Origin of the sequence: Fictibacillus sp. NPDC058756 (assembly GCF_042746035.1) — a bacterium.
Taxonomy (GTDB): Bacteria; Bacillota; Bacilli; order Bacillales; family Fictibacillaceae; genus Fictibacillus.
Map to the genome: position 1 here is coordinate 610621 of NZ_JBHYPU010000001.1, position 23390 is coordinate 634010.

General features: G+C 39.2%; 20 protein-coding genes and 1 riboswitch. Of the genes, 15 read left to right on the plus strand and 5 right to left on the minus strand.

Annotation, left to right across the window (positions count from 1 at the left end; translation table 11 throughout):
• Positions 1-173: 173 nt before the first annotated feature.
• The 3 genes from cspC to ACFW35_RS02950 all read right to left on the minus strand — a co-directional run bounded on the left by cspC (position 174) and on the right by ACFW35_RS02950 (position 1121).
• Positions 174-374, minus strand: coding sequence for a cold shock protein CspC (gene cspC / locus ACFW35_RS02940; protein WP_066292827.1), 201 nt, complete (start codon positions 372-374; stop codon positions 174-176).
• A gap of 154 nt (positions 375-528) precedes the next feature.
• The gene (locus ACFW35_RS02945) at positions 529-762 is read right to left on the minus strand and encodes a hypothetical protein (RefSeq protein WP_379843678.1); all 234 of its coding nucleotides are present in this window, start codon (positions 760-762) and stop codon (positions 529-531) included.
• On the minus strand, positions 759-1121 hold the full coding sequence (locus tag ACFW35_RS02950) for a hypothetical protein (RefSeq protein WP_379843679.1): 363 nt from the start codon (positions 1119-1121) through the stop codon (positions 759-761). The genes ACFW35_RS02945 and ACFW35_RS02950 overlap by 4 nt, the downstream gene beginning before the upstream one ends.
• 209 nt (positions 1122-1330) lie before the next feature.
• Here ACFW35_RS02950 and secA point away from each other — a divergent pair, with 209 nt between their 5' ends.
• The 6 genes from secA to ACFW35_RS02980 all read left to right on the plus strand — a co-directional run bounded on the left by secA (position 1331) and on the right by ACFW35_RS02980 (position 9291).
• Positions 1331-3847 (plus strand): preprotein translocase subunit SecA, encoded by a 2517-nt coding sequence (gene secA / locus ACFW35_RS02955; RefSeq protein WP_379843681.1) that lies wholly within the window; start codon positions 1331-1333, stop codon positions 3845-3847.
• Between the two features lie 138 nt (positions 3848-3985).
• Positions 3986-5084 (plus strand): peptide chain release factor 2 gene (gene prfB / locus ACFW35_RS02960; protein WP_251321650.1). Its coding sequence is split into 2 segments (ribosomal slippage): positions 3986-4048 and positions 4050-5084, totalling 1098 coding nucleotides; the frame shifts between segments, so codons are not numbered across the junction.
• Between the two features lie 508 nt (positions 5085-5592).
• Positions 5593-6549 carry a hypothetical protein gene (locus tag ACFW35_RS02965; RefSeq protein ID WP_379843683.1) on the plus strand — a complete coding sequence of 319 codons (957 nt, stop codon included), beginning with the start codon at positions 5593-5595 and terminating at the stop codon, positions 6547-6549.
• A 264-nt stretch (positions 6550-6813) separates the two neighbouring features.
• Positions 6814-6897, plus strand: a riboswitch (cyclic di-GMP riboswitch).
• 69 nt (positions 6898-6966) lie between these two features.
• Positions 6967-7908, plus strand: coding sequence for a hypothetical protein (locus ACFW35_RS02970; RefSeq protein ID WP_379843684.1), 942 nt, complete (start codon positions 6967-6969; stop codon positions 7906-7908).
• Positions 7909-7975: 67 nt separating this feature from the next.
• The gene (locus ACFW35_RS02975; protein ID WP_379843686.1) at positions 7976-8515 is read left to right on the plus strand and encodes a hypothetical protein; all 540 of its coding nucleotides are present in this window, start codon (positions 7976-7978) and stop codon (positions 8513-8515) included.
• A gap of 65 nt (positions 8516-8580) precedes the next feature.
• Positions 8581-9291: an EAL domain-containing protein gene (locus ACFW35_RS02980; protein ID WP_379843687.1), complete on the plus strand. Its 711-nt coding sequence runs from the start codon at positions 8581-8583 to the stop codon at positions 9289-9291.
• A 257-nt stretch (positions 9292-9548) separates the two neighbouring features.
• Here ACFW35_RS02980 and ACFW35_RS02985 read toward each other — a convergent pair whose 3' ends face one another.
• Together ACFW35_RS02985 and ACFW35_RS02990 are read right to left on the minus strand one after the other, a co-directional pair.
• The gene (locus ACFW35_RS02985) at positions 9549-10229 is read right to left on the minus strand and encodes a response regulator transcription factor (protein ID WP_379843689.1); all 681 of its coding nucleotides are present in this window, start codon (positions 10227-10229) and stop codon (positions 9549-9551) included.
• 162 nt (positions 10230-10391) lie between these two features.
• Positions 10392-11495: an HD-GYP domain-containing protein gene (locus tag ACFW35_RS02990; RefSeq protein ID WP_379843690.1), complete on the minus strand. Its 1104-nt coding sequence runs from the start codon at positions 11493-11495 to the stop codon at positions 10392-10394.
• 872 nt (positions 11496-12367) lie between these two features.
• Between ACFW35_RS02990 and ACFW35_RS02995 the strand changes: the two genes are divergently transcribed.
• The 9 genes from ACFW35_RS02995 (at position 12368) to ACFW35_RS03035 (ending at position 23156) form a co-directional block, all read left to right on the plus strand.
• The gene (locus ACFW35_RS02995; protein WP_379843692.1) at positions 12368-13999 is read left to right on the plus strand and encodes a PhoX family protein; all 1632 of its coding nucleotides are present in this window, start codon (positions 12368-12370) and stop codon (positions 13997-13999) included.
• A gap of 30 nt (positions 14000-14029) precedes the next feature.
• On the plus strand, positions 14030-14215 hold the full coding sequence (gene tatA, locus ACFW35_RS03000; protein WP_066292809.1) for a twin-arginine translocase TatA/TatE family subunit: 186 nt from the start codon (positions 14030-14032) through the stop codon (positions 14213-14215).
• Between the two features lie 96 nt (positions 14216-14311).
• Positions 14312-15058, plus strand: coding sequence for a twin-arginine translocase subunit TatC (tatC, locus tag ACFW35_RS03005; protein WP_379847357.1), 747 nt, complete (start codon positions 14312-14314; stop codon positions 15056-15058).
• 539 nt (positions 15059-15597) lie between these two features.
• Positions 15598-17115 (plus strand): glycine betaine uptake BCCT transporter, encoded by a 1518-nt coding sequence (locus tag ACFW35_RS03010; RefSeq protein WP_379843694.1) that lies wholly within the window; start codon positions 15598-15600, stop codon positions 17113-17115.
• Positions 17116-17372: 257 nt separating this feature from the next.
• A complete protein-coding gene (locus ACFW35_RS03015) occupies positions 17373-18245 on the plus strand; it encodes a YitT family protein (RefSeq protein WP_379847359.1) in 873 nt (290 codons plus the stop codon).
• Between the two features lie 469 nt (positions 18246-18714).
• On the plus strand, positions 18715-19401 hold the full coding sequence (gene ftsE / locus ACFW35_RS03020) for a cell division ATP-binding protein FtsE (protein ID WP_077359946.1): 687 nt from the start codon (positions 18715-18717) through the stop codon (positions 19399-19401).
• Positions 19391-20284, plus strand: coding sequence for a permease-like cell division protein FtsX (ftsX, locus tag ACFW35_RS03025; RefSeq protein ID WP_379843696.1), 894 nt, complete (start codon positions 19391-19393; stop codon positions 20282-20284). Before ftsE ends, ftsX begins: the two co-directional genes overlap by 11 nt.
• 64 nt (positions 20285-20348) lie before the next feature.
• On the plus strand, positions 20349-21563 hold the full coding sequence (locus ACFW35_RS03030) for a murein hydrolase activator EnvC family protein (RefSeq protein WP_379843697.1): 1215 nt from the start codon (positions 20349-20351) through the stop codon (positions 21561-21563).
• A 135-nt stretch (positions 21564-21698) separates the two neighbouring features.
• On the plus strand, positions 21699-23156 hold the full coding sequence (locus tag ACFW35_RS03035; RefSeq protein WP_379843699.1) for a S41 family peptidase: 1458 nt from the start codon (positions 21699-21701) through the stop codon (positions 23154-23156).
• Positions 23157-23390 lie beyond the last annotated feature (234 nt).

The following is a 23390-nucleotide window of genomic DNA, read 5'->3' on the forward strand; positions in this document are numbered from 1 at the left end:
TATTGAGGTATTTAGTATGTTATACTATGTATAACCTTTAATGCATTAAATTTTTTACTTTGCCTGTACCATGTCCCTGCTCAAGTTTTTGAGCGGGGTTTTTTATTGATTATTTTTTTAAACAATAAAAAAACAGGCTCTAAAGAGAGCCTGTTCATATAATCAAATTAAGATTATGCTTTTTGAACGTTAGCAGCTTGAGCTCCACGAGCACCTTGCTCAACATCAAAAGTTACTTTTTGGCCTTCGTCTAAAGACTTGAAGCCATCAGTTTGGATTGCAGAGAAATGTACGAATACGTCGTCTCCGTTTTCGCGTTCGATAAATCCAAAACCTTTTTCTGCGTTAAACCATTTTACTGTACCTTGTTCCATTTTTGTTGCCTCCTAGTGCGTTGCCACACAATATATTACTATCCTTGCCCAAATCTATTCTCAAGAAGAAAAATTATATTTCAAACTATTGATTACACCGAACAAAAATAATTCTAGATTCATCATAACAGGAATCGTATGAAGTTGCAAATCGTTAATGTGCTTTCTGATACCATTCCCACGTTTTGGTTACTTCCCAATACACCCCATCTTGTTCATAACCATTCAACGTAATATCCAAATCATGAAAAATACGATGGACTCCTTTAAGCGGTTCAACACTGTCTGATTTCATGCTTGAATCTATTTTAGCAATCGCAGTTTCCATGTCTGCCCTCAATGGACCCGACACAAAAGGCTGGATTTTATTCTGTATATCTTCCTTCACATTATTAGTTCTTCCTTATTCCTCGAAATACTATAGTTATTCCACGCATTAAACCCTAGCTCGCGATTCCAGTATTCATGCATGACATTAATCCGCCGCTGGATTTCCGTAACGGGAACTTCTAAAGTGGGCTTGTAGATCGAAGTACCGCTCGTTTTTTCAGCATCCATCACTTCGTCATTTGAAGGAAGATCAAAGTCTGATGCTGATTTCGTACCAAAAAGCTCGTAATACCCCCACGTTCCGAGACCCCCAATAATAAAAAAGCTCAAAACAAGCGTCAGAATAATTGTTTTACTCTTTTCGCTGCGCACCTTTTGTTCACTAGTGCTATCCATTTCTAACTCCGCTTTTTCCATTAAGAACCTCCCATCAATCTTTTTATTATTTTACCAAAATTTAGGTTTCGCGTCTTCTTAAACTATAGAAAATTTCACATAAATAGGAATTTCCATGATAGCGGATGATACAATTCAGATGAAAAGATTTGGGATTTCTTGTGGCTCGTTTCACAAACTGGTAGAATAGAAGTGGTATATAATTCTCGAGAACAGGGAGCGTTTATCGGATGATTAGCATTTTGAAAAAGATTTTTCCAAGTTCCAATGATCGGACGCTAAATAGATATGAAAGAGTTGCTGAAAAAGTAGAAGCTTTAGCAGAAGAGTTTAAAGCGTTAAACGATGAAGCTCTAGCGAATAAGACGGCTGAATTTAAAAGCCGCATTGAAAAAGGCGAGTCATTAGACGACTTGCTGCCAGAAGCGTTTGCGACTGTGCGCGAAGCATCCGCTCGTGTATTGAACATGCGTCATTATCCAGTACAGATTATGGGTGCTGTTGCACTTCATGAAGGTAATATTGCAGAGATGAAAACCGGTGAAGGTAAAACGCTTGTAGCGACCATGCCGGTCTATTTGAATGCGCTTGACGGAAAAGGCGCTCACGTTGTAACAGTCAACGAATACTTGGCTCGCCGTGACTCTGAAATCATGGGTCCGCTTTATAATTTCCTAGGGCTGACGGTTGGACTGAACGTTTCTGACCTTTCAAAAGAGGAAAAGCGTGAAGCGTATGCTGCAGATATCACATACGGAACAAACAACGAGTTCGGCTTCGATTATCTGCGAGATAACATGGTGGTTTACAAAGAGCAAATGGTTCAGCGCCGCAATTATGCAATCGTCGATGAAGTTGACTCCATCCTAATCGATGAAGCGCGTACTCCGCTGATCATTTCTGGCTCTGCACAGAAATCTACCCAGCTTTATCAGATGGCAAACATGTTTGTGCGCCAGCTGAAAAAAGATACGGATTATACGGTTGATGAAAAGACGAAGAACGTACAGCTGACGGAAGAAGGGATCAACCGAGCTGAGCAGATGTTCAGCATCGATAACCTTTATGATTATCAGCATGTGACGCTTAACCATCACATTAACCAAGCATTAAAAGCGAATATCATCATGCAACGCGATGTGGATTATGTCGTTCAAGACGGCGAAATCGTGATCGTTGACCCGTTCACTGGACGTCTCATGGCAGGACGCCGTTACAGCGACGGACTTCACCAGGCGATCGAAGCGAAGGAAGGTCTCGAGATTCAGCGCGAGAGCATGACGCTTGCGACGATCACGTTCCAGAACTACTTCCGTATGTACAACAAGCTTGCGGGTATGACGGGTACGGCGAAAACGGAAGAAGAGGAATTCCGCAACATATACAACATGGATGTTATCGTGATTCCAACGAACCGTCCGATCGCACGTGATGACAGATCAGATTTAATCTATAAAACAATGCAAGGCAAGTTCAAGGCGATCGCGGCTGAAATCGAAGAGCGCCATAAAACTGGTCAGCCGATCCTTGTTGGTACGGTTGCCGTTGAAACATCTGAATTGCTATCTCAACTTTTAACAAAACGCAAAATTCAGCACAACGTCTTGAACGCGAAAAACCATGAGCGTGAAGCGGAGATCATCGAGAACGCGGGTCAGCTTGGTATGGTTACAATCGCGACAAACATGGCCGGCCGTGGTACAGATATCAAGCTTGGCGAAGGTGTTATTGAAGCTGGCGGACTTCACATTTTAGGTACTGAGCGCCACGAATCTCGCCGTATCGACAACCAGCTTCGCGGACGTGCGGGTCGTCAAGGAGATCCAGGTTCTTCTCGTTTCTACATCTCTATGGAAGATGAGTTGATGAAACGTTTCGGTTCTGATAACTTGATGACGATGATGGAGCGTCTTGGCATGGATGAAGATACTCCGATCGAGTCCAAAATGGTTACAAAAGCAGTAGAATCTGCGCAAAAACGAGTTGAGGGATCGAACTTCGATGCTCGTAAGCAGCTTTTACAATATGACGATGTTATGCGTCAGCAGCGTGAGATCATTTACACTCAGCGTCAGGACGTACTGGATGCTGAGAACTTGAGCGATATCGTACTGCGTATGATCGATTCTACGATTGACCGTATCGTTACGGTTCACACGCCTGAATCGGAAGTTCAAGAAGAGTGGAATACAAAAGAAATCACGGACTATGTGAATGCTGTAATGTTTACAGAGCCTGTGTTTACGGAAAAAGATTTCTACGGTCTAGATCGTGAAGAGATCATTGAGAAGATCCAGGCGAAAGTTCATGCGGCATTTGCAGAAAAAGAAAAGCAGCTGCCTGCAGAGCAAATCGCAGAATTCCAAAAAGCTGTAATCCTTCGTTCGGTCGACAGCAAGTGGATGGATCACATCGACCAAATGGAACAGCTTCGTCAAGGGATTCACCTTCGTGCTTACGGCCAGACGGATCCGTTGCGTGAGTATCAGTTTGAAGGCTTCGAGATGTTCGAAGCGATGGTTGCTGCAATCGAAGAGGAAGTTACGACTTACATCTTAAAATCGCAGATCGAACAAAACATGCAGCGTGAACAAGTGGCTGAAGGTAAAGCTGTTGTTCCAAGCGATAAAGCAGAAGCATCTAAAAAGAAACCAGTACGCAAAAAGCAGGACATCAAGCGCAACGATCCATGTCCTTGCGGAAGCGGTAAAAAATACAAGCAATGTCACGGTGCTGAGCAGGAATAATTCAGTATTGTGAGTGAAGAGAGTCTCTTCGGGGCTCTCTTTGCGCATGTTTTCAGCCCATATAAACGGGTTAATTTTTTATAAATCAATAGCATACGTTAAAAAGTAGCTACAATCATAAAATGAGGTGCAGAGACTATGGATTTAGTAGAAGTAAAACAGGAACTCAACGTTATTGAAAAACGTATCAACGACTTTAGGGGGTCTCTTTGACCTCGATTCAAAAAAAGCACGAATCGCTGAACTAGATGAACAGATGAGTGCACCGACGTTTTGGGATGACCAGAATGCAGCACAAGTTGTAATTAATGAAGCGAACGGATTAAAAGAGCAGGTCAATGAATTTGAAGAACTTGCTGCTTCTTATGAGGACTTGGAAATCGCACACGAGCTTGTGAAAGAAGAAGCAGATGCTGACATGCAAAAAGAGCTTGTCAAAGATACGAAAGAACTGATCGCAAAACTGAACGACTTCGAGCTTCAGCTTTTATTAAACGAACCATACGATAAAAACAATGCGATCTTAGAACTTCACCCAGGTGCGGGCGGTACGGAATCTCAAGACTGGGCGTCCATGCTGCTTCGTATGTACACTCGTTATGCAGAACGCCAAGGTTATAAAGTTGAAACGCTGGACTATCTTCCTGGTGATGAAGCTGGTGTGAAATCTGTAACGTTGAGCATTAAAGGTCATAACGCATACGGCTATTTGAAAGCAGAAAAAGGGGTTCACCGCTTAGTGCGTATCTCGCCGTTTGATTCGTCAGGCCGCCGTCATACGTCATTCGTTTCATGTGAAGTGATGCCTGAAATCACAGATGATACTGAAATCGAAATCCGTACAGAGGATTTGAAGGTCGATACGTACCGTGCGTCTGGTGCAGGCGGTCAGCACGTTAACACGACTGACTCAGCTGTTCGTATTACACATACGCCAACTAACACGATTGTTTCCTGTCAGACAGAGCGTTCTCAGATCAAGAACCGTGAACGTGCAATGAAGATGTTAATGGCGAAACTTGTACAGCGCCGTTTGGAAGAACAGCAGGCACAATTGGCTGAGATCCGCGGTGAACAAAAGGAAATCGGCTGGGGAAGTCAGATTCGCTCATACGTTTTCCACCCGTACAGCCTAGTTAAAGACCACCGTACGAACACTGAGGTAGGTAACGTGCAATCCGTAATGGATGGCGAAATCACGCCGTTTATTGATTCTTATCTAAGATCAAAGCTATAAAAGTCTTTTTTTAATAGATTGCTGTAAAATGTTGTGTATTTTCTTCATTAAAAAATTGATTGGAGCGCAAGGTGCGAGACTCGAGCGGGATCAGCGGGACAGGTGAGACCATTCCATGTCGCAAAGCGACGAGTGGGCTCATTGCACGCCCCGCGGAAAGCAAGCATCCTGGAGCGGAAATCAATTACTTACAAAAAACTTCCGAGAAATGAGCTTCGGAAGTTTTTTTCAGTCTATTTTTGTGAAAGCGTTTTTCAGAACAAGGTCGTCTTACTTTTCGGTCATTTTTTGCAATCTCCACATTTCCATTCTCGTAAATCCACACTACTTGGTACTTTAAGCCTTTATAAACGACATGAATTCCCACTTCCATCTCCATCAATGCACAGAAAAAACTATAATGTAAGTATAGACTTTGATTTGCATTTTTAATGGAGCAGCTCTTAGCAACGAGGTAGTTTATATTTATGGTATATTATACATATATTGGATGATGCGGGGTTGCTATATGAGATTTATTAAAAATAAACAGCTATTTACCTTTCTAATGTCGTTTATCTTACTTACAGCCACATTTGAAAATCAAGGATATGCAGCTATACCAATCTATGAGGTACCACCGAGCAATGTAAAGATACCCAATCAAAAAAACTTTACAGGATGGAAACAAATATTAGACAAAGGTCAAATTCTTTACGAAGGCTATCTTTTAGATGGGAAATTCCATGGGCAAGGGACGTTATATGATAATGGAGTCATTGTATATAGCGGAAATTGGTCTAACGGTAAATATGACGGATATGGAATTGCTTATTACGGTGATGGTAATAAATGGTATGATGGTGAATTTAAGAACGGTCTTCTTAATGGATATGGTATTTACTTTAATAGTAATGGAAATAAATCCTATGAAGGCAATCTGAAAGAAGGCTATAGAGAAGGGTTTGGCACTACTTATTCCACGGAAGGAATAATAGTAGAGAGCAAAGAATACATAGATTGGACCATTGTATTTATGGGAGATCCTGAAGTATCACCAGGCAGATGGGGAGTAAACACTAATTTTTCGGTGATTTTTTTTGAAGGTATGATAGGAGATACTATTATTAACCCAACTTATTTTGACACCAATGGTAACCTGGTTTTACAACCTGCAATAAAAATAGATTCGAATAAAAATTACAATATTTTTATTCAAGGAACGAATTTATCAAGTGAAAAATATAATATAAACTTGGATATTTCTAGGGTAAAGGTGAAAGTCTCAAATCGTTCACTTCAATCAGTTACCAATACTGCAACACTGATTGATAATGATGTTCCAGGCACATTTACAAAGAACTTTCAGCTTATTCTGGATATGAGTGATACAAGTACGAACTACAATGATATTGAGCAGATTGCTCGCATAAAAGATGTTACAGATTTTTCAACAACTATTACCATATCATATACAAGCTTATAACAAAGAGAGACTGCTAGAATGTAATTAGCAGTCTCTTTATTTTACAAATGTAAAATACCTGAATTTTGGTACTGGTATTAGAAAAAAGATTGAAAAATTAAATTTTTTTCTTTCCTTTATGATTTAAAGACATTTAATTAAGAAGCAATACACATTATTTTTGTAAATAATTTAATAAATTTAAAAATTTCTAAAAAATAGTACTATTTTTCTACAAAGTATGATATATTTCCCTAAGACGACAATATTTGACATTTATTGATAACTCAATGAGGAATGCAATGATTCTAAATTACGATTGGGCGCTTTAATTTAGATGAGCATGTAGCGCAACCGGCCACATTGAAAAAACGGATAAACATTTCGTTTTTTTTGTGGTCTTTTTTATTGCTCAACATGAATACAAGGAGAATCCGCATGAAAAGAAATTATAGCCTGGCAATGGTCTTTTTTCTGATACTGGGATTTTTTACACAGGTACCTGTAAAAGCAGCAAATTACGAAGGATATTATTCATCTCAAATGATTATGAATTTTAAAGGCAAGCCTGGAGATGTAATAACAAAAACACTTCGCTTTTTTAACGATACGCCTGATGAAGCACAAGCAGGTTTTGGAGTTAGAGACTTTATTTATGAGAAAAATAGTCTTATTTACGTGGAAGACAGACCGAATAGTTTTTCTGTTAATAAGTGGACAAATTTAAACGTCGATACTGTAAAGCTTCAACCAAAGGGCTATGTAGATGTTAAGGTAACTGTGAAAATTCCAGAGGAAGCAGAGATGGGAGAACACATGGCGTTACTAGAAGGATCATTTATCCCAGTAGCGGCTCAAGACTCTCAAATGAAAATAAAGACAGAAATTGCACCGGTTATTTATGTGCTAGTTACTGATAAGAATGGAAACATTAATTTAGATCAGAAATGGGATTTACTAGGTACTAAAAAGGATGTAATAAACGGGGGACACTTTATTTTCTCCGTTGAAAATAAAGGAAATGTCCATCTTGAATCTCAAGGTAATATGAAGATTACCAACATATTTACGAAAAAGGTAATTCAAAAAAAAATTCCGAGAGTAAACCTTCTTCCAAATAATAAGAAAGATATTCTAGTAAGATGGAATATTGATGATTATATAGGAATCTATAAAACTGAAGTTACATTTTCCATGGACGGAAAAAAATTCGAAAAAATTAATACTACTTTGTTTATTATTCCATGGTTGCTTGTTTGTATTTTACTTACTACAGTCTTGCTAGTAATTTTATTTATACGTATATACATAAAGAGATTAAAGAAGAAATGGTTAGCTGAAGCAGCTAATGGTCTTCTATCCACAAAAGCTTCATCTTAGTTAACCCTCTCCATCCAGCTAGGCGGAGGTTAAAATATATATAATAATTTTTAGGAGGAAACTATTTATGAAGAAGGCATGGAAAAAAGGTTTGTCAGTAGTTGGCGCTACTGTATTAGCTGCTTCTCTACCATTATACACCGAAGCTGCTAGTAATATCACGGTAAAAGGAAAAGTATTTCCAAAAGCCGGGATTAGCTTGAACTTTGACAACGTAGATTTTAATGGTACACTGGGCGCTCCAGCAACATCCGTTTACAAGTTGGGCAATGCAGCTGTAACTACACCCCAAATTAATGTTAGGTATAAAGATAATTATAATGTTGGAGTTAAAAGTTCTACATTTACTGGTACAGATGCAAGTAATAATACTATTAATTTAGATACTACTCGTATTTCTGTCCAATCAGATCAAACGGCTAAACTCTCAAGCACAGCTCAAAATATTATTTCTGGAACTGGTGATGGAACGACTTCTCAGGCTGCAACAAAACCTTTTAACATTACATTAGATCTTGCTGAAACTGGCTACACTGATACAATCAGTAACTTAGCATCTGATTTAAACCTAAATGCAACTATTACAGTATCATTTAACGGGCTATAAGATTTACAAATAGAGGGAACTGAATACAGTTCCCTTTTGATCTCTCAAAAATGTAGGTAAAAACAATGAATGTTTATGAAATTTTCAATGGTAATACAATCTATCATGAATACCAACCATTATACTGTCTAAAAGACTGTAATAAGATCTATGCATATGAGGCGCTTCTAAGAAATGAAGCAAAGATTAATCCAGACAGTGTATTTAAATCAGCAATACAGGCTAACATTCTCTATAAATTAGATACAATTTCGTTACAAAAGGCCATTGCTTCGTATTTCTTGAAGCAGTCTAATGGTTACTTATTTCTAAATATTTATATAACAACCATTTTACATCCGAACTTTTTGCTTTTTTTCGATAGCTTATGTGTCCTTTATCCTGAACTTCCAAAACGGTTATTTCTTGAAATAAATGAAACTTGTGCTGATGACTTGTGGAATATCCCATTATTAAATAAATCCATAAAAACTTTAAGGGAGTTTGGGGTTCAATTTGCTATTGATGATTTTGGGCAGGGTTCTACATCCATCAAAAGAGTGATAGAATTCAAACCTGAATGTATTAAGCTTGACCGTTATTTTGCGCAAAACTTGGCTAAGGATGAGAAGAAACAAAGATTTCTTGAGTTGTTCTATACCTATTATGGGAGTGACACACTACTTGTCCTCGAGGGGATTGAAAAGCATGACGATTTACTAGTAGCCCAGCAAATTGGTATTGCTGTTGGTCAAGGCTTTTATTTAGGAAAACCGCAGGCTTTGGAAGTTGTATAATAATTTGAATATGAACCCTTTTAACTAAATTCATTAAGTTAAAGGGTTTTTTTGTGTTTATGTTATCAAGGCACATACCAGCATTTCAGAAGAAATAGTTTTTAGGTTGCGGAACTAAGTGACATTTAAATTAAAAGAGATTTTTATCTTCAAATTCATTGGACTTAGAGGTGATGTTTGATAAACAAATTAGCTTTAAATTAAGATTACTTTTACTGCCTTTAAGCAAAGAAAAAGCCACGCATCTGGGGTGGCGGTTATCCAATAGATATATGATTAATCCACTTGTTTTTAATAGCTTTAACTACAGCTGATGTACGATCAGGAACTTCCAGCTTACGAAGAATGGAGCTTACATGGTTTTTTATCGTACTTTCAGTTACAAACAGCTCTTTTGCTATTTTTTCATTACTGTATCCCTTTGATAAATACTGAAGAACATCCCATTCTCGGTTTGTCAGTATTGCGTTTTTTAAAGTAATTTCCTTTGTGAAAATAGCATCATTTTCATGAATTTCAGGTTTAATTTCAGAAAGGTATTCTTTAAATAAGAGGGGAGTTAATTTCTTTTGTATATAAGGGGTGTTATTAAAAACCATTTCTAATCCCTCTAGTAATTCAACTTGTTCGATCTTGCTTGAAAAGTATCCCATAAATCCACATTGAAATAAATTTCTTGTTCGTATTTCATCACTGGATTCCATCCAAATTATTATTTTGACACCCTTGTTCTGAAGCAAGGTTAGAGAGTTAAGTATATCTATTGTTGAAATCTTAATATTTATTATAAGGACGTCATCTTTGTTAAGTAATCCAGAGTTGCATTTAGAAAATGTTTCGTATTCATGAACTACAGCTCCCTTGAATTGTTCCTTTATCACAAAGGTTAATTCACTTCTTATGATCGGAAAAGGATGTATAAAAAAGATACTGTTCAACGATAAGCCCCCATAATATTCAATTCACGAATACAAATTATATACATTATATGGAATTTTGTCATTAGAAATTTTATGGGATTTTTCATTTTCTTTTGAACAAGTATATAGTATATGAATAAAACCCTTTACCACGAGTTGTGTTATTGCTAATTAAATATATTAAACCGTAGCTTTTGTTTCAATGATTGCATCACATTCTACTATCATGGTTGATAATTGTTTTAATAAATCAATTTCATAAAAATTAGAAATAGAAAGCTTTCTGCCCTCTTTATCCATGTATATTCTTACCTTTGGTCGTTGGGGGTATTTTTGATTATAACCAACAACAACACCGCGTTCGCCTGTACTTAACGTAACTGTTACACCGATTGGAAAAATAGCAACTGCGCTTTTAAATGCTTCTATAATTTCAATGTCATATCTTATATAGCAATAACCATATAAAACTTCGATCGCTTCATGAGGAAGCATAGCTTTTTGTCTAATTAGTTGGTCAAATTTTTCAGCTACTGCAATAATCTTTGCAAACTGGTGGATATCATTCGTATGTAATCCTCTTGGATAACCACTTCCATTAACACGCTCATGATGTTGATAAGCACAGTGAGCAATTAATAAATGAAGCTCAGATTCTTTTCGCAGCATTTCAAACCCTATTTCGGTGTGTGATCTCATTAACTGCTTTTCTTCATTTGTAAGGTTTTGTTTGTTCAGAAGTGAATTTGGTAATTTTAGTTTTCCAATATCATGAAATAGGGCTCCAAGTCCTAAAATATGAAGTGACTTTTCAGGTATGCCTAGAGATCTTCCAATCGAAAGTGAATATAAGCTTGTGTTTAGAGAATGATCAAACATGTCGTCATAATTAATTTGCAAATGAGAAATCAAGTTCAACAGGTTATGAGAGGAGTTAAGTTCTTGAACAATTTTAGCGAAAGTATCCTTTAAATTCCAAAAGTTTTTTAACCTAGATGAGATGACAATTTTATTGGTATGTTCATTGGTTATTGTAGTGAAAACGTTGGAAATAGTTGAAATTGTTTTTGTCCGAAGTTCATATGGAATATCATCATTCATTTGAGTAATATGATCTGTTATTTCTGATTTTATATATATAAAAGGAATACGTTTTTTTATTCGATTAATATGTGATTCTGTTAATTTAGTTCCAACATTCAAAAGGAGACGGGCATCTTCATCAAAGATAGGTTTTGCTAAAACCATTCCAACTTCACAATTATTTATAGAAACAAGCCTCACCTGATTACCTACTTTCTGCTCATTCTTAAATTTCTTGACATAATGCTATTTTACTATTAAATTCGTGTTAAACATACAAAATTTTCAAAAAAAGAAAGTTTATTAAGTAATATGTACTAATAAAGAGTTATCTTTTTATTGAAAATTATCTTTTCAAGGATACACAAATTCAGAGATACACAAATTCAGAGATACACAAATTCAGATGTGAATTGACATACGATTCACATTGTTTTTTCCTTTTTATACTTCAAAAGAGAACCCGTCATGTTATACAGCCTATCTTTACGAATTAAAGACAGATTAATTTATGAATGGGGCAAAACAAGAAAAACTTCCGGAAAAAAATACTCCGGAAGTTTTTTTAGCTTATTTTTGTGAGAGCGTTCTTAGGAACAAGTTCAATCTTACTTTGTTGTGCTTTTTTTGCTATCTCCACATTCCCATTCTCGTAAATCCACACTACTTGGTACTCTACGCCTTTATAAACGACACGACTTCCCACTTCTATATCCATCGCTTCACCTCAATAAAAGTACCTTATGGTTAATTATACCTACAATTCTTAGTAAGTAAATTGGGAAAATCATAGGAGTATGCTATTACTTAGCATCCACTACGCACAGCTATTTTCCCAACTTAGAAGTTTTAAAAAGGGAAACTTCATGTGTGGAAAGGTTTATTTAAACAATTGTTCAACAGCCAACGTTAAGTGTCGCCACACATCAGATTTTTACGACCGCCTCTTTAAAACTTTTAGAAAAAGCTAGAAAACCTTAAACGTTTGTTTAAATGCCCTACACAGTGGCTTAACAATTTCGCTTTATCCTTAAGGGTGCAAGATAAATTATTGGTCCTAGGGGGAAAATGGAGTGGAAAAGAAACCATTGGATAGAAGAACCTTTTTAACGTATTTAGGAACAGGCGCAACAGCACTTGCTGCAGCAACTTCTGGCTTAGGCGTTTTAACAGAAAAAGCGAACGCTCAATCAGACAGCTTAATGCGCATGAAGCCTCGCAAAAAAGGATTTAAGTTTCACCCGATTGCACCAACAGACAAAGATGAACTTGTTTTACCAAGAGGTTATAAATATGAAGTGATCGCGTCATATGGTGATGTGATCAATAAAAAAGGCGACACATTTGGATTCAACAACGATTTTACAATGTATTTTCCGATCGAGGACTCAAGCGAACATGGTTTGCTTTGGGTGAACCATGAGTACACGAACCCTTTATATGTAGAAGGCGAAAAAAATGGCGACAAATATACAGCAGCTCAAATTGAAAAAATGCTGTACAACCAAGGCGGTTCCATAATTGAGGTTCAAGTAAAAAACGGCAAATGGACGCTTAACAAGGATTCTGAACTTGCACGCCGTGTAACAGGCCTAACACCTTTCGCGTTAACGGGGCCAGCTAAAGGAAACACCGCAGTATCTGGTGCAACTTCTGTACAGGGAACATTTGCTAACTGTTCAGGCGGACGCACGATTTGGAACACTGTAATGTCTTGCGAAGAAAACTATGAAGATACTTCTGAAGCGGCTGGTTTAGACCAAACACACTACGGCTGGGTGATTGAAGTAGACCCGTTCGATCCGAATTTCAAAGTAAGAAAGCACACAGCTCTTGGCCGCTTCAACCACGAAAATGCAAGTATGGGCATCTCCAAAGACGGACGGGTAGTCGTTTATATGGGAGACGATAAAAAAGATGCATGCGTGTACAAGTTTGTGAGTAAAGGCAAGTACGTGGAAGCTAAAGGCAAAGAAAACAGTAAGCTTTTAGAAGAAGGAACGCTTTACGCAGCTGACCTGCAAAAGAGCACGTGGGTAGCATTAACTGTCGAAGCAGTTCGTGAAAAAGCAGCGGGTGACACTGAACTATTAGAAAAGTTCAAAACACAAGCTGATGTCGTTGTGAACGCACATGACGCTGCAATCTTACTAGGCGCAACACCAACAGACCGTCCGGAAGACGTTGAGATTTCACCTTTAGATCAAACAGTGTTTATCGCACACACAAACAATGATAAGCACGGAAACATTCACGGACATATCACACGCTTTTTTGAAAAAGACGGAGACCATGGCGCAGAGGAGTTTGACTTTGAGATCTTCGCAGCTGGCGGACGCCAAAGCGGGTTCAGTGCTCCAGATAACTTGACGTTCGACTCGAACGCAAATCTTTGGACCGTGACAGATATTTCATCCAGCAAATTGAACTCTGCTGCGTGGACGAGCTTCAAAAACAACGGTATGTTCATGATCCCAACAGTCGGTCCCGACAAGGGAGTAGCTTTCCAGTTCGCATCAGCACCAAAAGAAGCAGAATTGACAGGACCATCTTTTACACCAAACGAAAGAACGCTATTCCTTTCGGTGCAGCATCCAGGAGAGGAAACGGAAGATAAAGCAAATCCAACAAGCACATGGCCGCAAGTGCGCGGAGGCAACCAGCCGCGTCCATCAGTAGTGGCGATAACTGGTTTTAAGTTTTAATGAGTTACAAATTCTAAGGAGGCGATCCACATGGGTTTTACTAACATTGGAGTACCAGGATTGATTTTGATCTTAATCATCGCGCTTATCATCTTTGGACCTTCAAAACTGCCGGAGATCGGACGCGCATTCGGAAGCACGCTTCGTGAATTTAAGAGTTCTGCAAAAGATTTAATGTCTTCTGATGAAAAAGAAGAAAAACCGCAGTCAAAATAATGAGATTTAGTGAGGGAAGATGCGGGCGCAATAGCAAGCTTGCATCTTTTCTTCATTAAAAAGAGGAAGGAGGCTGAAGTTGTGAAAGCAGAAGAGATGTACTTTGTGGAGCATCTGGGTGAACTTCGAAAACGGATCATTATAACGCTTGCTATGTTTATGACGGTTCTCGCTGTGTCATTTTTCTATGTGGAGCCGATCTACAGCTGGCTGATCCGAGATTTGGACCAGCAGCTTGCCGTCCTCGGACCGAGCGAAATTCTTTGGGTATATTTTATGATATCCGGTGTGATTGCAATCGCGTTCACCATACCCGTTGCCGCTCATCAAACGTGGATGTTCATTAAGCCGGCGTTGGATAAAAGAGAACAAAAGGTGACGCTGTCGTACATTCCAGCTTTGTTTCTATTGTTCCTGCTAGGATTGTCATTTGGCTATTTTGTTGTCTATCCGATGGTGCTGAACTTTTTGCTCGGATTATCAGAAGGGAACTTCCAAACCTTTTTCACATCGGAAAAATATTTCAAGTTCATGCTGAACCTGACACTGCCGTTCGGATTTCTGTTTGAGATCCCGCTCGTGGTGATGTTTCTGACTTCACTCGGAATCATCAATCCAGTTATGCTGGCAAAAGCACGAAAGATCTCCTACTTTGCACTCGTCGTCGTGGCAGTTTTAATCACACCGCCAGATCTTGTGTCGGATTTTCTCGTGGTGATTCCGCTGCTCGTCCTGTATGAGATCAGCATCATGCTTTCGAGGTGGGTGTACCGAAAGAAGCTCAACGCTGAACGTTTAGAGGAACAAGAAGAAAAAGTCGTACAGATGAAAAGACCTTCATAAAGACATGAAAGGAAGCCTGCAATAGGCTTCCTTTTTTATACAAAATGATTGTTGCGTCTGTTTTTTAGGCTATTAACGCTGCATATTCATTGGCTCTTTCTGCATTTCCGTTATTCATATGAAAATCAAAAAGCTTTATTTCATAATGTTCGGCAGGAAAACATAGCCTAATCGTTTTAAAAATGGATACATTTCTTTCTCAAGATGTTCATAATACTGCTCTAGCAGCCTTTTAGGGAGATGGGTCTTCCTAGAAGGTTTTTTTGAGTATAAATTCTGATGCTTTTTTCAGAAAGGGATAGAAAATCATACTCACATGTCATGTATGCTATACTGAGAACTTGTTGTTTTAAAGTGAGTGATTTTGAAGGTGAGGGGGTATATATTTCTAGGACTATTCGCTTGTTTAAATAAAAGTTAAAGAACAATGGGTACAAATAAGAAATTTAAATCTCGCTTAAAACTTGTCATAAATATAGGAAAACAGGTGAATATAAGAAAGTGTATCCATTTTTCGAGTGTAAAGGGGAATAAAAAATTTGAGTACTCAACATCGCAAAGGAAAAAGTGTACTATATGTATCACTCTTACTCACAATTGTTTTCATTGTATGGGGAATCTTTTTTAAGAAAAGCCTCACCAGCGTAACAAATAGCATATATGGCTATACGATTGACTACTTAGGCTGGATCTATCTTGCTTCAGCATTATTTTTTGTTCTTTTTTCAGTCTATCTTTTATTCTCAAAATACGGCCGTATCAGAATAGGGAAAGAAACAGACCGGCCGGAATTTAGAACTTCTTCTTGGCTTGCTATGTTATTTGGAGCTGGAATGGGAATCGGAATAGTCTACTGGAGTGTTGCAGAACCGGTAACGCATTATGTTACACCTCCTTATGGTGAAGGATTTACGGATGCTTCAGCAAAGCTGGCCATGCAATATGCTTTTTTTCATTGGGGATTTCATCCTTGGGCAATTTATGCAGTAATTGGTCTTTCATTAGCATACTTTCAATACAATAAAAAATTGCCTGCTTCGATTAGTTCTGCGTTCTATCCGCTGCTCGGCGACAGAATATATGGACCAATCGGTAAAACGATCGATATTTTGGCTGTTTTTGCTACTGTATTCGGCATAGCGACTTCTTTAGGCTTCGGAGCTTTGCAAATCTCCGGCGGACTCCATACCTTATTTGACACACCAAACACACTTACAGTTCAAGTCCTTATCATCGCTGTAGCGACCGTACTTTTCTTGATTTCCATTTCTACAGGGCTAGAAAAAGGAATTCAATATTTATCTAATACTGCTATGATCTTATCGTTCTTGATCATGCTTTTGGTTCTCATACTCGGACCAACTTTCTTTATTTTCAACCTATTCTTTAACTCGCTTGGGAATTATTTAAATGACTTCTTACAAATGAGCTTGCGATCCGCTCCGTTTAGTAAAGGGGAATGGATCGGAAACTGGACACTCTTTTATTGGGCATGGTGGATTGCTTGGGCACCATTTGTCGGGATGTTTATCGCAAGAATTTCAAAAGGCCGAACCATTAAAAAGTTTATTTTAGGGGTATTGGTAGCTCCGACACTAGGAACATGTTTTTGGATTGCTATCTTTGGAGGCACTGGGCTGCAACTTGTACATAATCTAGGCGATCATGCACTGGCAAAAAAGATAGCTGACAACGTTTCTCTTTCCATCTTTTATCTTTTTGATGCTCTTCCATTCAGTACATTGTTAAGTATGATTGGATTATTGGTCGTTATCACCTATTATGTGACGGTTGCAGATACTTCTACATTCGTCTTAGGAATGCTGAGTGAATCCGGAAATTTAAATCCTTCCAATAGAATTAAAATCACATGGGGAGTTATTCAATCGCTGGTAGCGATTGTTCTTTTAACCGCAGGCGGTTTAACAGTATTACAAACCGTTTCTATCGCAACAGCACTTCCATTTGCTATCATCATGGTATTTATGTGCTGGTCCTTGGTAAAAGGATTAAGAAGTGAAGTGAAGAAGAAGGAACAGGAAAAGGTGAAAGAATAAGTCCGTAGAAACGAGAGTCAATTAATGGCTCTCGTTTTTTTTTGAAAAAATATTAAGGGAGCAATTTCTAAAATAGTCGAAATGAAGAGTTAAAATGAAATATTACAGGGTTTATCTGAATTACCTTCTACAATGAAACCACTTCACCTCATCACCGCGGCACTAAGGTCTCATTTACAAGGGCATACTAGGCTTGGTATACTTTTTTCGTTTGAAAGAAATTCCTTATGAAAGTTTGAGGTTTACAGACAGCTATGATGATGGCAATAAGAAAAAGACGTGGTGGAATCCTGCACCCGACGGTTGAACTTATTTTTGAATATATTTATGTTGTAATCGGATCAGGGCTTGTAGCTCTGGCATTCTCGGTGTTCCTTTTACCGAACGAGATCGCATCTGGCGGAGTAAGCGGAATTTCGACGATCCTTTACGGACTCTTCCAATGGAAGCCTTCTTATGTGCAGTGGAGTCTCAACATTCCGCTGTTCATCGCGGGACTTTTCTTCCTCGGAAAAAGATTCGGCGCGAAAACGCTTGTTGGTACACTTGTGCTGCCATTCTTCGTCTTTATCTTTGAAGAGTGGGGAGCAGCAACAGAGGAACCGCTGCTCGGCGCGATCTTCGGTGGCCTTGGAATCGGTGCAGGACTTGGGATCGTATTCCGAGGAAAAGCATCAACAGGAGGGGTGGATCTCCTCGCACAGATCATCCATAAATACATCGGGATTTCACTCGGAACGATTATCCTCATGATTGACGGGACAATCGTACTTGCATCAGCCTTTATCTTCGGAATCGAACAAGCTCTTTATGCACAGATCGCGATGTTCATCACGGCAAAAACGATCGATGTTGTGCAGATCGGACTTGGCACGTCAAAAATGGCGCTTATCATTTCTGATCAAGAAGAAGAGCTCCGTCAAGGCATACTTACTCATATCTACCGCGGGGTTACGAAGATCAATGCATTCGGCGGTTACACCCAGGATGAGCGGCCGATGCTGATGGTTGTTGTTGCACAATATGAAGTTACGAAATTAAAACAATATGTAAAAAGCGTCGATCCGTCAGCGTTCGTAATCGTTGTAAATGCGAATGAAGTGCTTGGGGAAGGATTTAAACGCGGATAATCACCCATAACTCCATAAGTCGAATCTTGCCAGCCGGTGGCGCAACCGGCTGGTTTTTTGCGCCTTTTGTAGGACTTATGACATAAATACGCCGTTCTTACTACAGATTCTGTAATATAAACCGATGTAATGTACCGTATATGCAGTACAAAAGTGCCTAATTTTTAATTCGATGGTCGACTTTAGCCACCGAATGTCGAAAAGTTTACTTGCAGGTTTTATGAGAAGATGAAGGATTTCAGCGAATCGTGTCGTATTTTAACCATCACAGCATCAAGAAAACACGACAAAGGTCCCTTGTTGTAGGCAAGATGAAATACAATTGTAATAAAATTGTCAGTTCGAGATGTTATAATAGTTATTGCGGAAAAAAACTGACATTTATCGCGTGATTGTCGAAAAGACTTTATAAATAGATTGTTGATTGATTAGGGAAATATTTTTTGGGGTAGTAAGGAAGTGATTTAGTTTGATAGAAATGATTGATGTTTGGAAAACATACCCGAATGGTGTTATGGCATTAAACGGGATTGACGTCTACATAGAGAAAGGTGAATTTGTTTATGTAGTCGGACCCAGTGGTGCCGGAAAATCTACATTTATAAAATGTATGTATCGTGAAGAAAAGCCAACACAAGGATCTATTATTATAAACGGTACGAATCTTGCGAAGGTAAAAGAAAGACAGATTCCAAAAGTCCGCAGAAAAATGGGCGTTATCTTCCAGGACTTTAAACTTTTACCGCGTTTAACGGTTTACGAAAACGTAGCGTTTGCGCTGGAAGTTATTGAAGAAACACCAAAAGTGATCAGAGAACGTGTTATGGAAGTTCTTGACCTTGTTAAGCTGAAAAACAAAGCCCGCATGTTCCCGGATGAGCTATCGGGAGGGGAACAGCAGCGTGTATCGATTGCACGGTCTATCGTAAACCGGCCGCCAGTTGTCATTGCGGACGAGCCTACGGGGAACCTGGATCCAGAAACCGCGTGGGAAATCATGGACATTTTTAAAGAGATTAACGACCGTGGCACGACAGTTGTCATGGCGACTCACAATAAAGAAATCGTTAATACAATTACAAAGCGCGTAATTGCCATCGAAGGCGGCCGAATTGTACGTGATGAGGCGAAGGGGGATTACGGCTATGAAGATTAGAACACTAAAACGTCATTTTGTAGAAGCATTTAAGAGTATGGGACGAAACGGCTGGATGTCTTTCGCTTCGATCTCTGCTGTAACCGTAACATTACTCTTAGTAAGTGTATTCTTGGCGATTCTTTTGAACATTAACCATATTGCCAGTCAAATAGAAGATGATGTACAAATCAGAGCTTATATTGAAAGAACAGAGAAATCCGAGAACTATGATGCCTATCAAAAACAACTTGAGAATCTTGATAAGGTAAAAACAGTGAAGTATCAGTCGAAAGAAGAAGGGCTAGATGAATTAATTGAAAGTCTTGGAGATGAAGGAGAAGCATTTTCTTCATTAAAAGACGAGAACCCGCTTCGTGATGCTTTTATTATTTATACTGACAAGCCGCAGGATACTGCTGCGGTAGCTAAAGAAGTAGACCAACTAAAATTCGTAAACAAAGTTGAGTATGGGCAAGGGACAGTTGAAAAACTCTTTAAAGTTACAGATGCTGCCCGAAACGTTGGGATCGTGCTCGTTCTAGGTCTAGTATTCACAGCGATGTTCCTGATCTCAAATACCATAAAACTAACCATTGTTACACGCCGCCGCGAGATTGAAATTATGAAACTCGTTGGTGCAACAAATGGGTTTATCCGCTGGCCGTTCTTTATCGAAGGATTTGCATTAGGAGTGTTTGGAGCTTTCCTTCCTATTATCGTAATTGCAGTGGGATACCAAGCGATATTTGACATCGTTAATCAAAAGTTAGGGACGGTATTTATCGAGCTGCTTCCAGTAACACCGCTTATTCCTCAGCTGTCACTATTGATGCTGCTGATCGGCGGAGTTATCGGAGTATGGGGAAGCTTGACGTCTGTCCGTAAGTTCTTAAAGATTTAATAGATCGCAAAAGTAAAGATTCAAGAAAACGAAACAAATTAATAGGGGTTAGGGAGGAAAACGAATGAAAAGCAAAGTGTTTGGTACAGTGCTGTCTTTGAGTTTGGCACTGAGCGCTTTTACTGTGTATCACTCTGAATCCGTCGTTCACGCGGAATCTTTATCAAGCATCAAGAAAAAACAACAAGAGAATTCCAAGAAAGCAAAAGATTCACAGTCTAAGCTTGATGAAAACAAAAAAAGTCAGTCTTCATTAGAAACAGAAATTACGAGAATCGATAAATTATCGTCTGATACAGATGCGAAAATCGAAAAAAAGCAAGTTGATATTCAACAAACAAAAACTGAAATCGCAAAATTAAAAGGAGAAATCACTGTTGTTCAAGTACGAATTGACAAGCGTGACAAACTTTTAAAAGAGCGTGTTAACTCGATGTACGAATCTGGCGGAGCTGTTTCTTATCTTGAAGTCGTACTAGGTTCTAAAGATTTCGGTGATTTTCTTGACCGTGTTCTAGCGTTGAACATGATCGCAGAACAAGACCGTGAACTTTTAGAAGAGCAGAAGAAAGATAAAGAGCTTCTAGAAGATAAAATGGTATCTGTTGAGAAAAAACTTAGCAATCTTCAAAACGCTATGAAAGACTTACAAGTGTTAAAAGAACAACTTAAAGCTCAAATGGCTGAAAAGGACCGTCTGATGGCTTCACTTGAAAAAGAGCAAGGACACCTGGAAGCTGAAATGCATAAGATTGAAAATGAAGCTGAAATCTTAAAGTCTCAAGAAGAAGCCTTTAAGAGAGAGCAAGAACGTGCTAGACAGCAAGAAGCAGCAAGACGTGCTAGCGGCGGAGGATCTTCCTCTTCAGCGCCTGTTATCGGTAACGGTATGATCATCAAGCCTGCGGCTGGTGTAATCACGTCTCCATTTGGTAACCGAAGCAGCGGAATGCATGAAGGAATTGACATCGCGCAAGGCGGAACTGTTCCAATCTATGCAGCAGCTGATGGAACGGTCATGAAAGCTGAATATTCTTCATCATACGGAAATGTCGTTTATATTTCTCACTCGATTGCAGGTCAGCAATGGACAACAGTTTATGCTCATATGTCCGGCACGCCATTAGTATCAAACGGCCAATCGGTTTCTAAAGGCACGAAGCTAGGAAACATGGGTAACACAGGACGTTCTCATGGTCAGCATCTTCACTTTGAGCTTCACAAAGGTCCTTGGAATGCAGGAAAAACAAATGCTGTAAATCCTGCGGCATATTGGTAAAATAAACTCATAAAGTAAACAAGCTATTCATATAGTGAAGTAGGAGACAGGCTTCTTTCGTCGAATCTCTTACAATGGAAGGCATCGCACTTTGCAGGGTGTGATGCCTTTTCCTGCAAAAATGAGGTGAGCAGAATGAACGTAAATAAAAAGATGTTGGCCCTGCTGATTGTAGTTTCCTTGCTTGTCGGTGCTGGTGGGATGTATGGCTCTATGGCGCTATTTGGAAATGACTCGAAGTTTGTTCAAAACGATGGAGTAAGCGACCTTCCGAAAACGAAAACAAAGATTAACAGTGATGAAGAGTTCGCGAAGCTTCAAAAAACGTACGAGATTATTTCTTCTCGTTATGTAGAAGATGTGGACCGCGAAAAATTGCTGGAAGGTGCCATTCAAGGAATGGTAAAAACGCTGAAAGATCCTTATTCCGTCTATATGGATGAGGATACAGCTAGCCAGTTCACGCAGTCATTGGATTCTTCTTTTGAAGGAATCGGTGCCGAAGTAAGCATGGTGGACGGCAAAGTAACGATTGTTGCCCCGTTTAAAGATTCACCTGCCGAGAAAGCGGGCTTAAAGCCGAACGATCAGATCGTTACGATTGACGGCAAAAGTGTTGAAGGATTAGACCTTTATAAAGCAGTACTGAAGATCCGCGGTGAAAAAGGCTCTGTTGTCACACTTGGTGTTAAGCGCAGCGGTGTGAACAACGTAATGCCGATCAAAGTAACACGTGACGAGATTCCGATCGAAACCGTTTATTCGGATATCGAAAAAGTAAACGGCAAAAACATCGGTGTGATCGAGATTACATCCTTCTCCGAAAAAACAGGTTCAGACTTCAAGAAGCAGCTGACTGAGCTTGAAAAGAAAGAAATCGACGGACTTGTTATTGATGTCCGCGGTAATCCAGGAGGATATCTTGAGGCCGTAGACAGCATTCTGCGCCAGATCATTCCGGAAAATAAGCCATTTGTTCAGATTGAAGACCGAAAAGGAAACAAAGAGCGTTATGTTTCCACGCTTAAAGAAAAGAAAGATTATCCAATCGTAGGATTGATTGATAAAGGCAGTGCTTCAGCATCTGAGATTTTAGCTGCGGCATTAAAAGAGGCTGGCAGTTATGAGCTAGTCGGTGAAAAGTCATTCGGTAAAGGAACAGTTCAGCAGTCCATCGACTTAGGTGACGGCTCGAACATTAAGCTGACATTGTTTAAATGGCTGACGCCAGACGGAAACTGGATTCATAAAAAAGGCGTAAAGCCAACGTATGAAGTGAAACAGCCTGAATACTTCTACACAAACCCGATCTCGATCGAAAAGCCGCTTGTGTATGACATGAATAATGAGCAAGTTAAAAATGCTCAAGTGATGCTGAACGGGTTAGGTTTCCAAACAGGACGGGAAGACGGTTATTTTGATGAAAAAACCCAGTCTGCTGTTACAGCTTTCCAACGCGCGAACAGCTTATCAGCAACAGGGAAAATTGATCAAAAAACAGCCGGTAAGATGGAAGCGAAAGTAATCGATTCGATCCGTAATGAGAAAAACGATGTTCAGCGTAAAACAGCCATCGAATTACTTGCAAAATAAGGGATTATGGCAGGAAAAAACAACCGAAACACGAATACTATCCGTAGAGGAAATATTCTCTGCGGATTTTTTTGTAAGCTTGTTATGAAAGCATGAAACATTTGAAAGAGGTTGATTTTCCGCTCCAGGCTGCTCGCTTTCCGGGGGGCGTGCGGTGAGCCTCCTAGCGCTTTGCGTTCCAATCAACTTGTCGGGGAAGTACTTACGAAAAAGAAGCGAATGATTTCTGTTAGA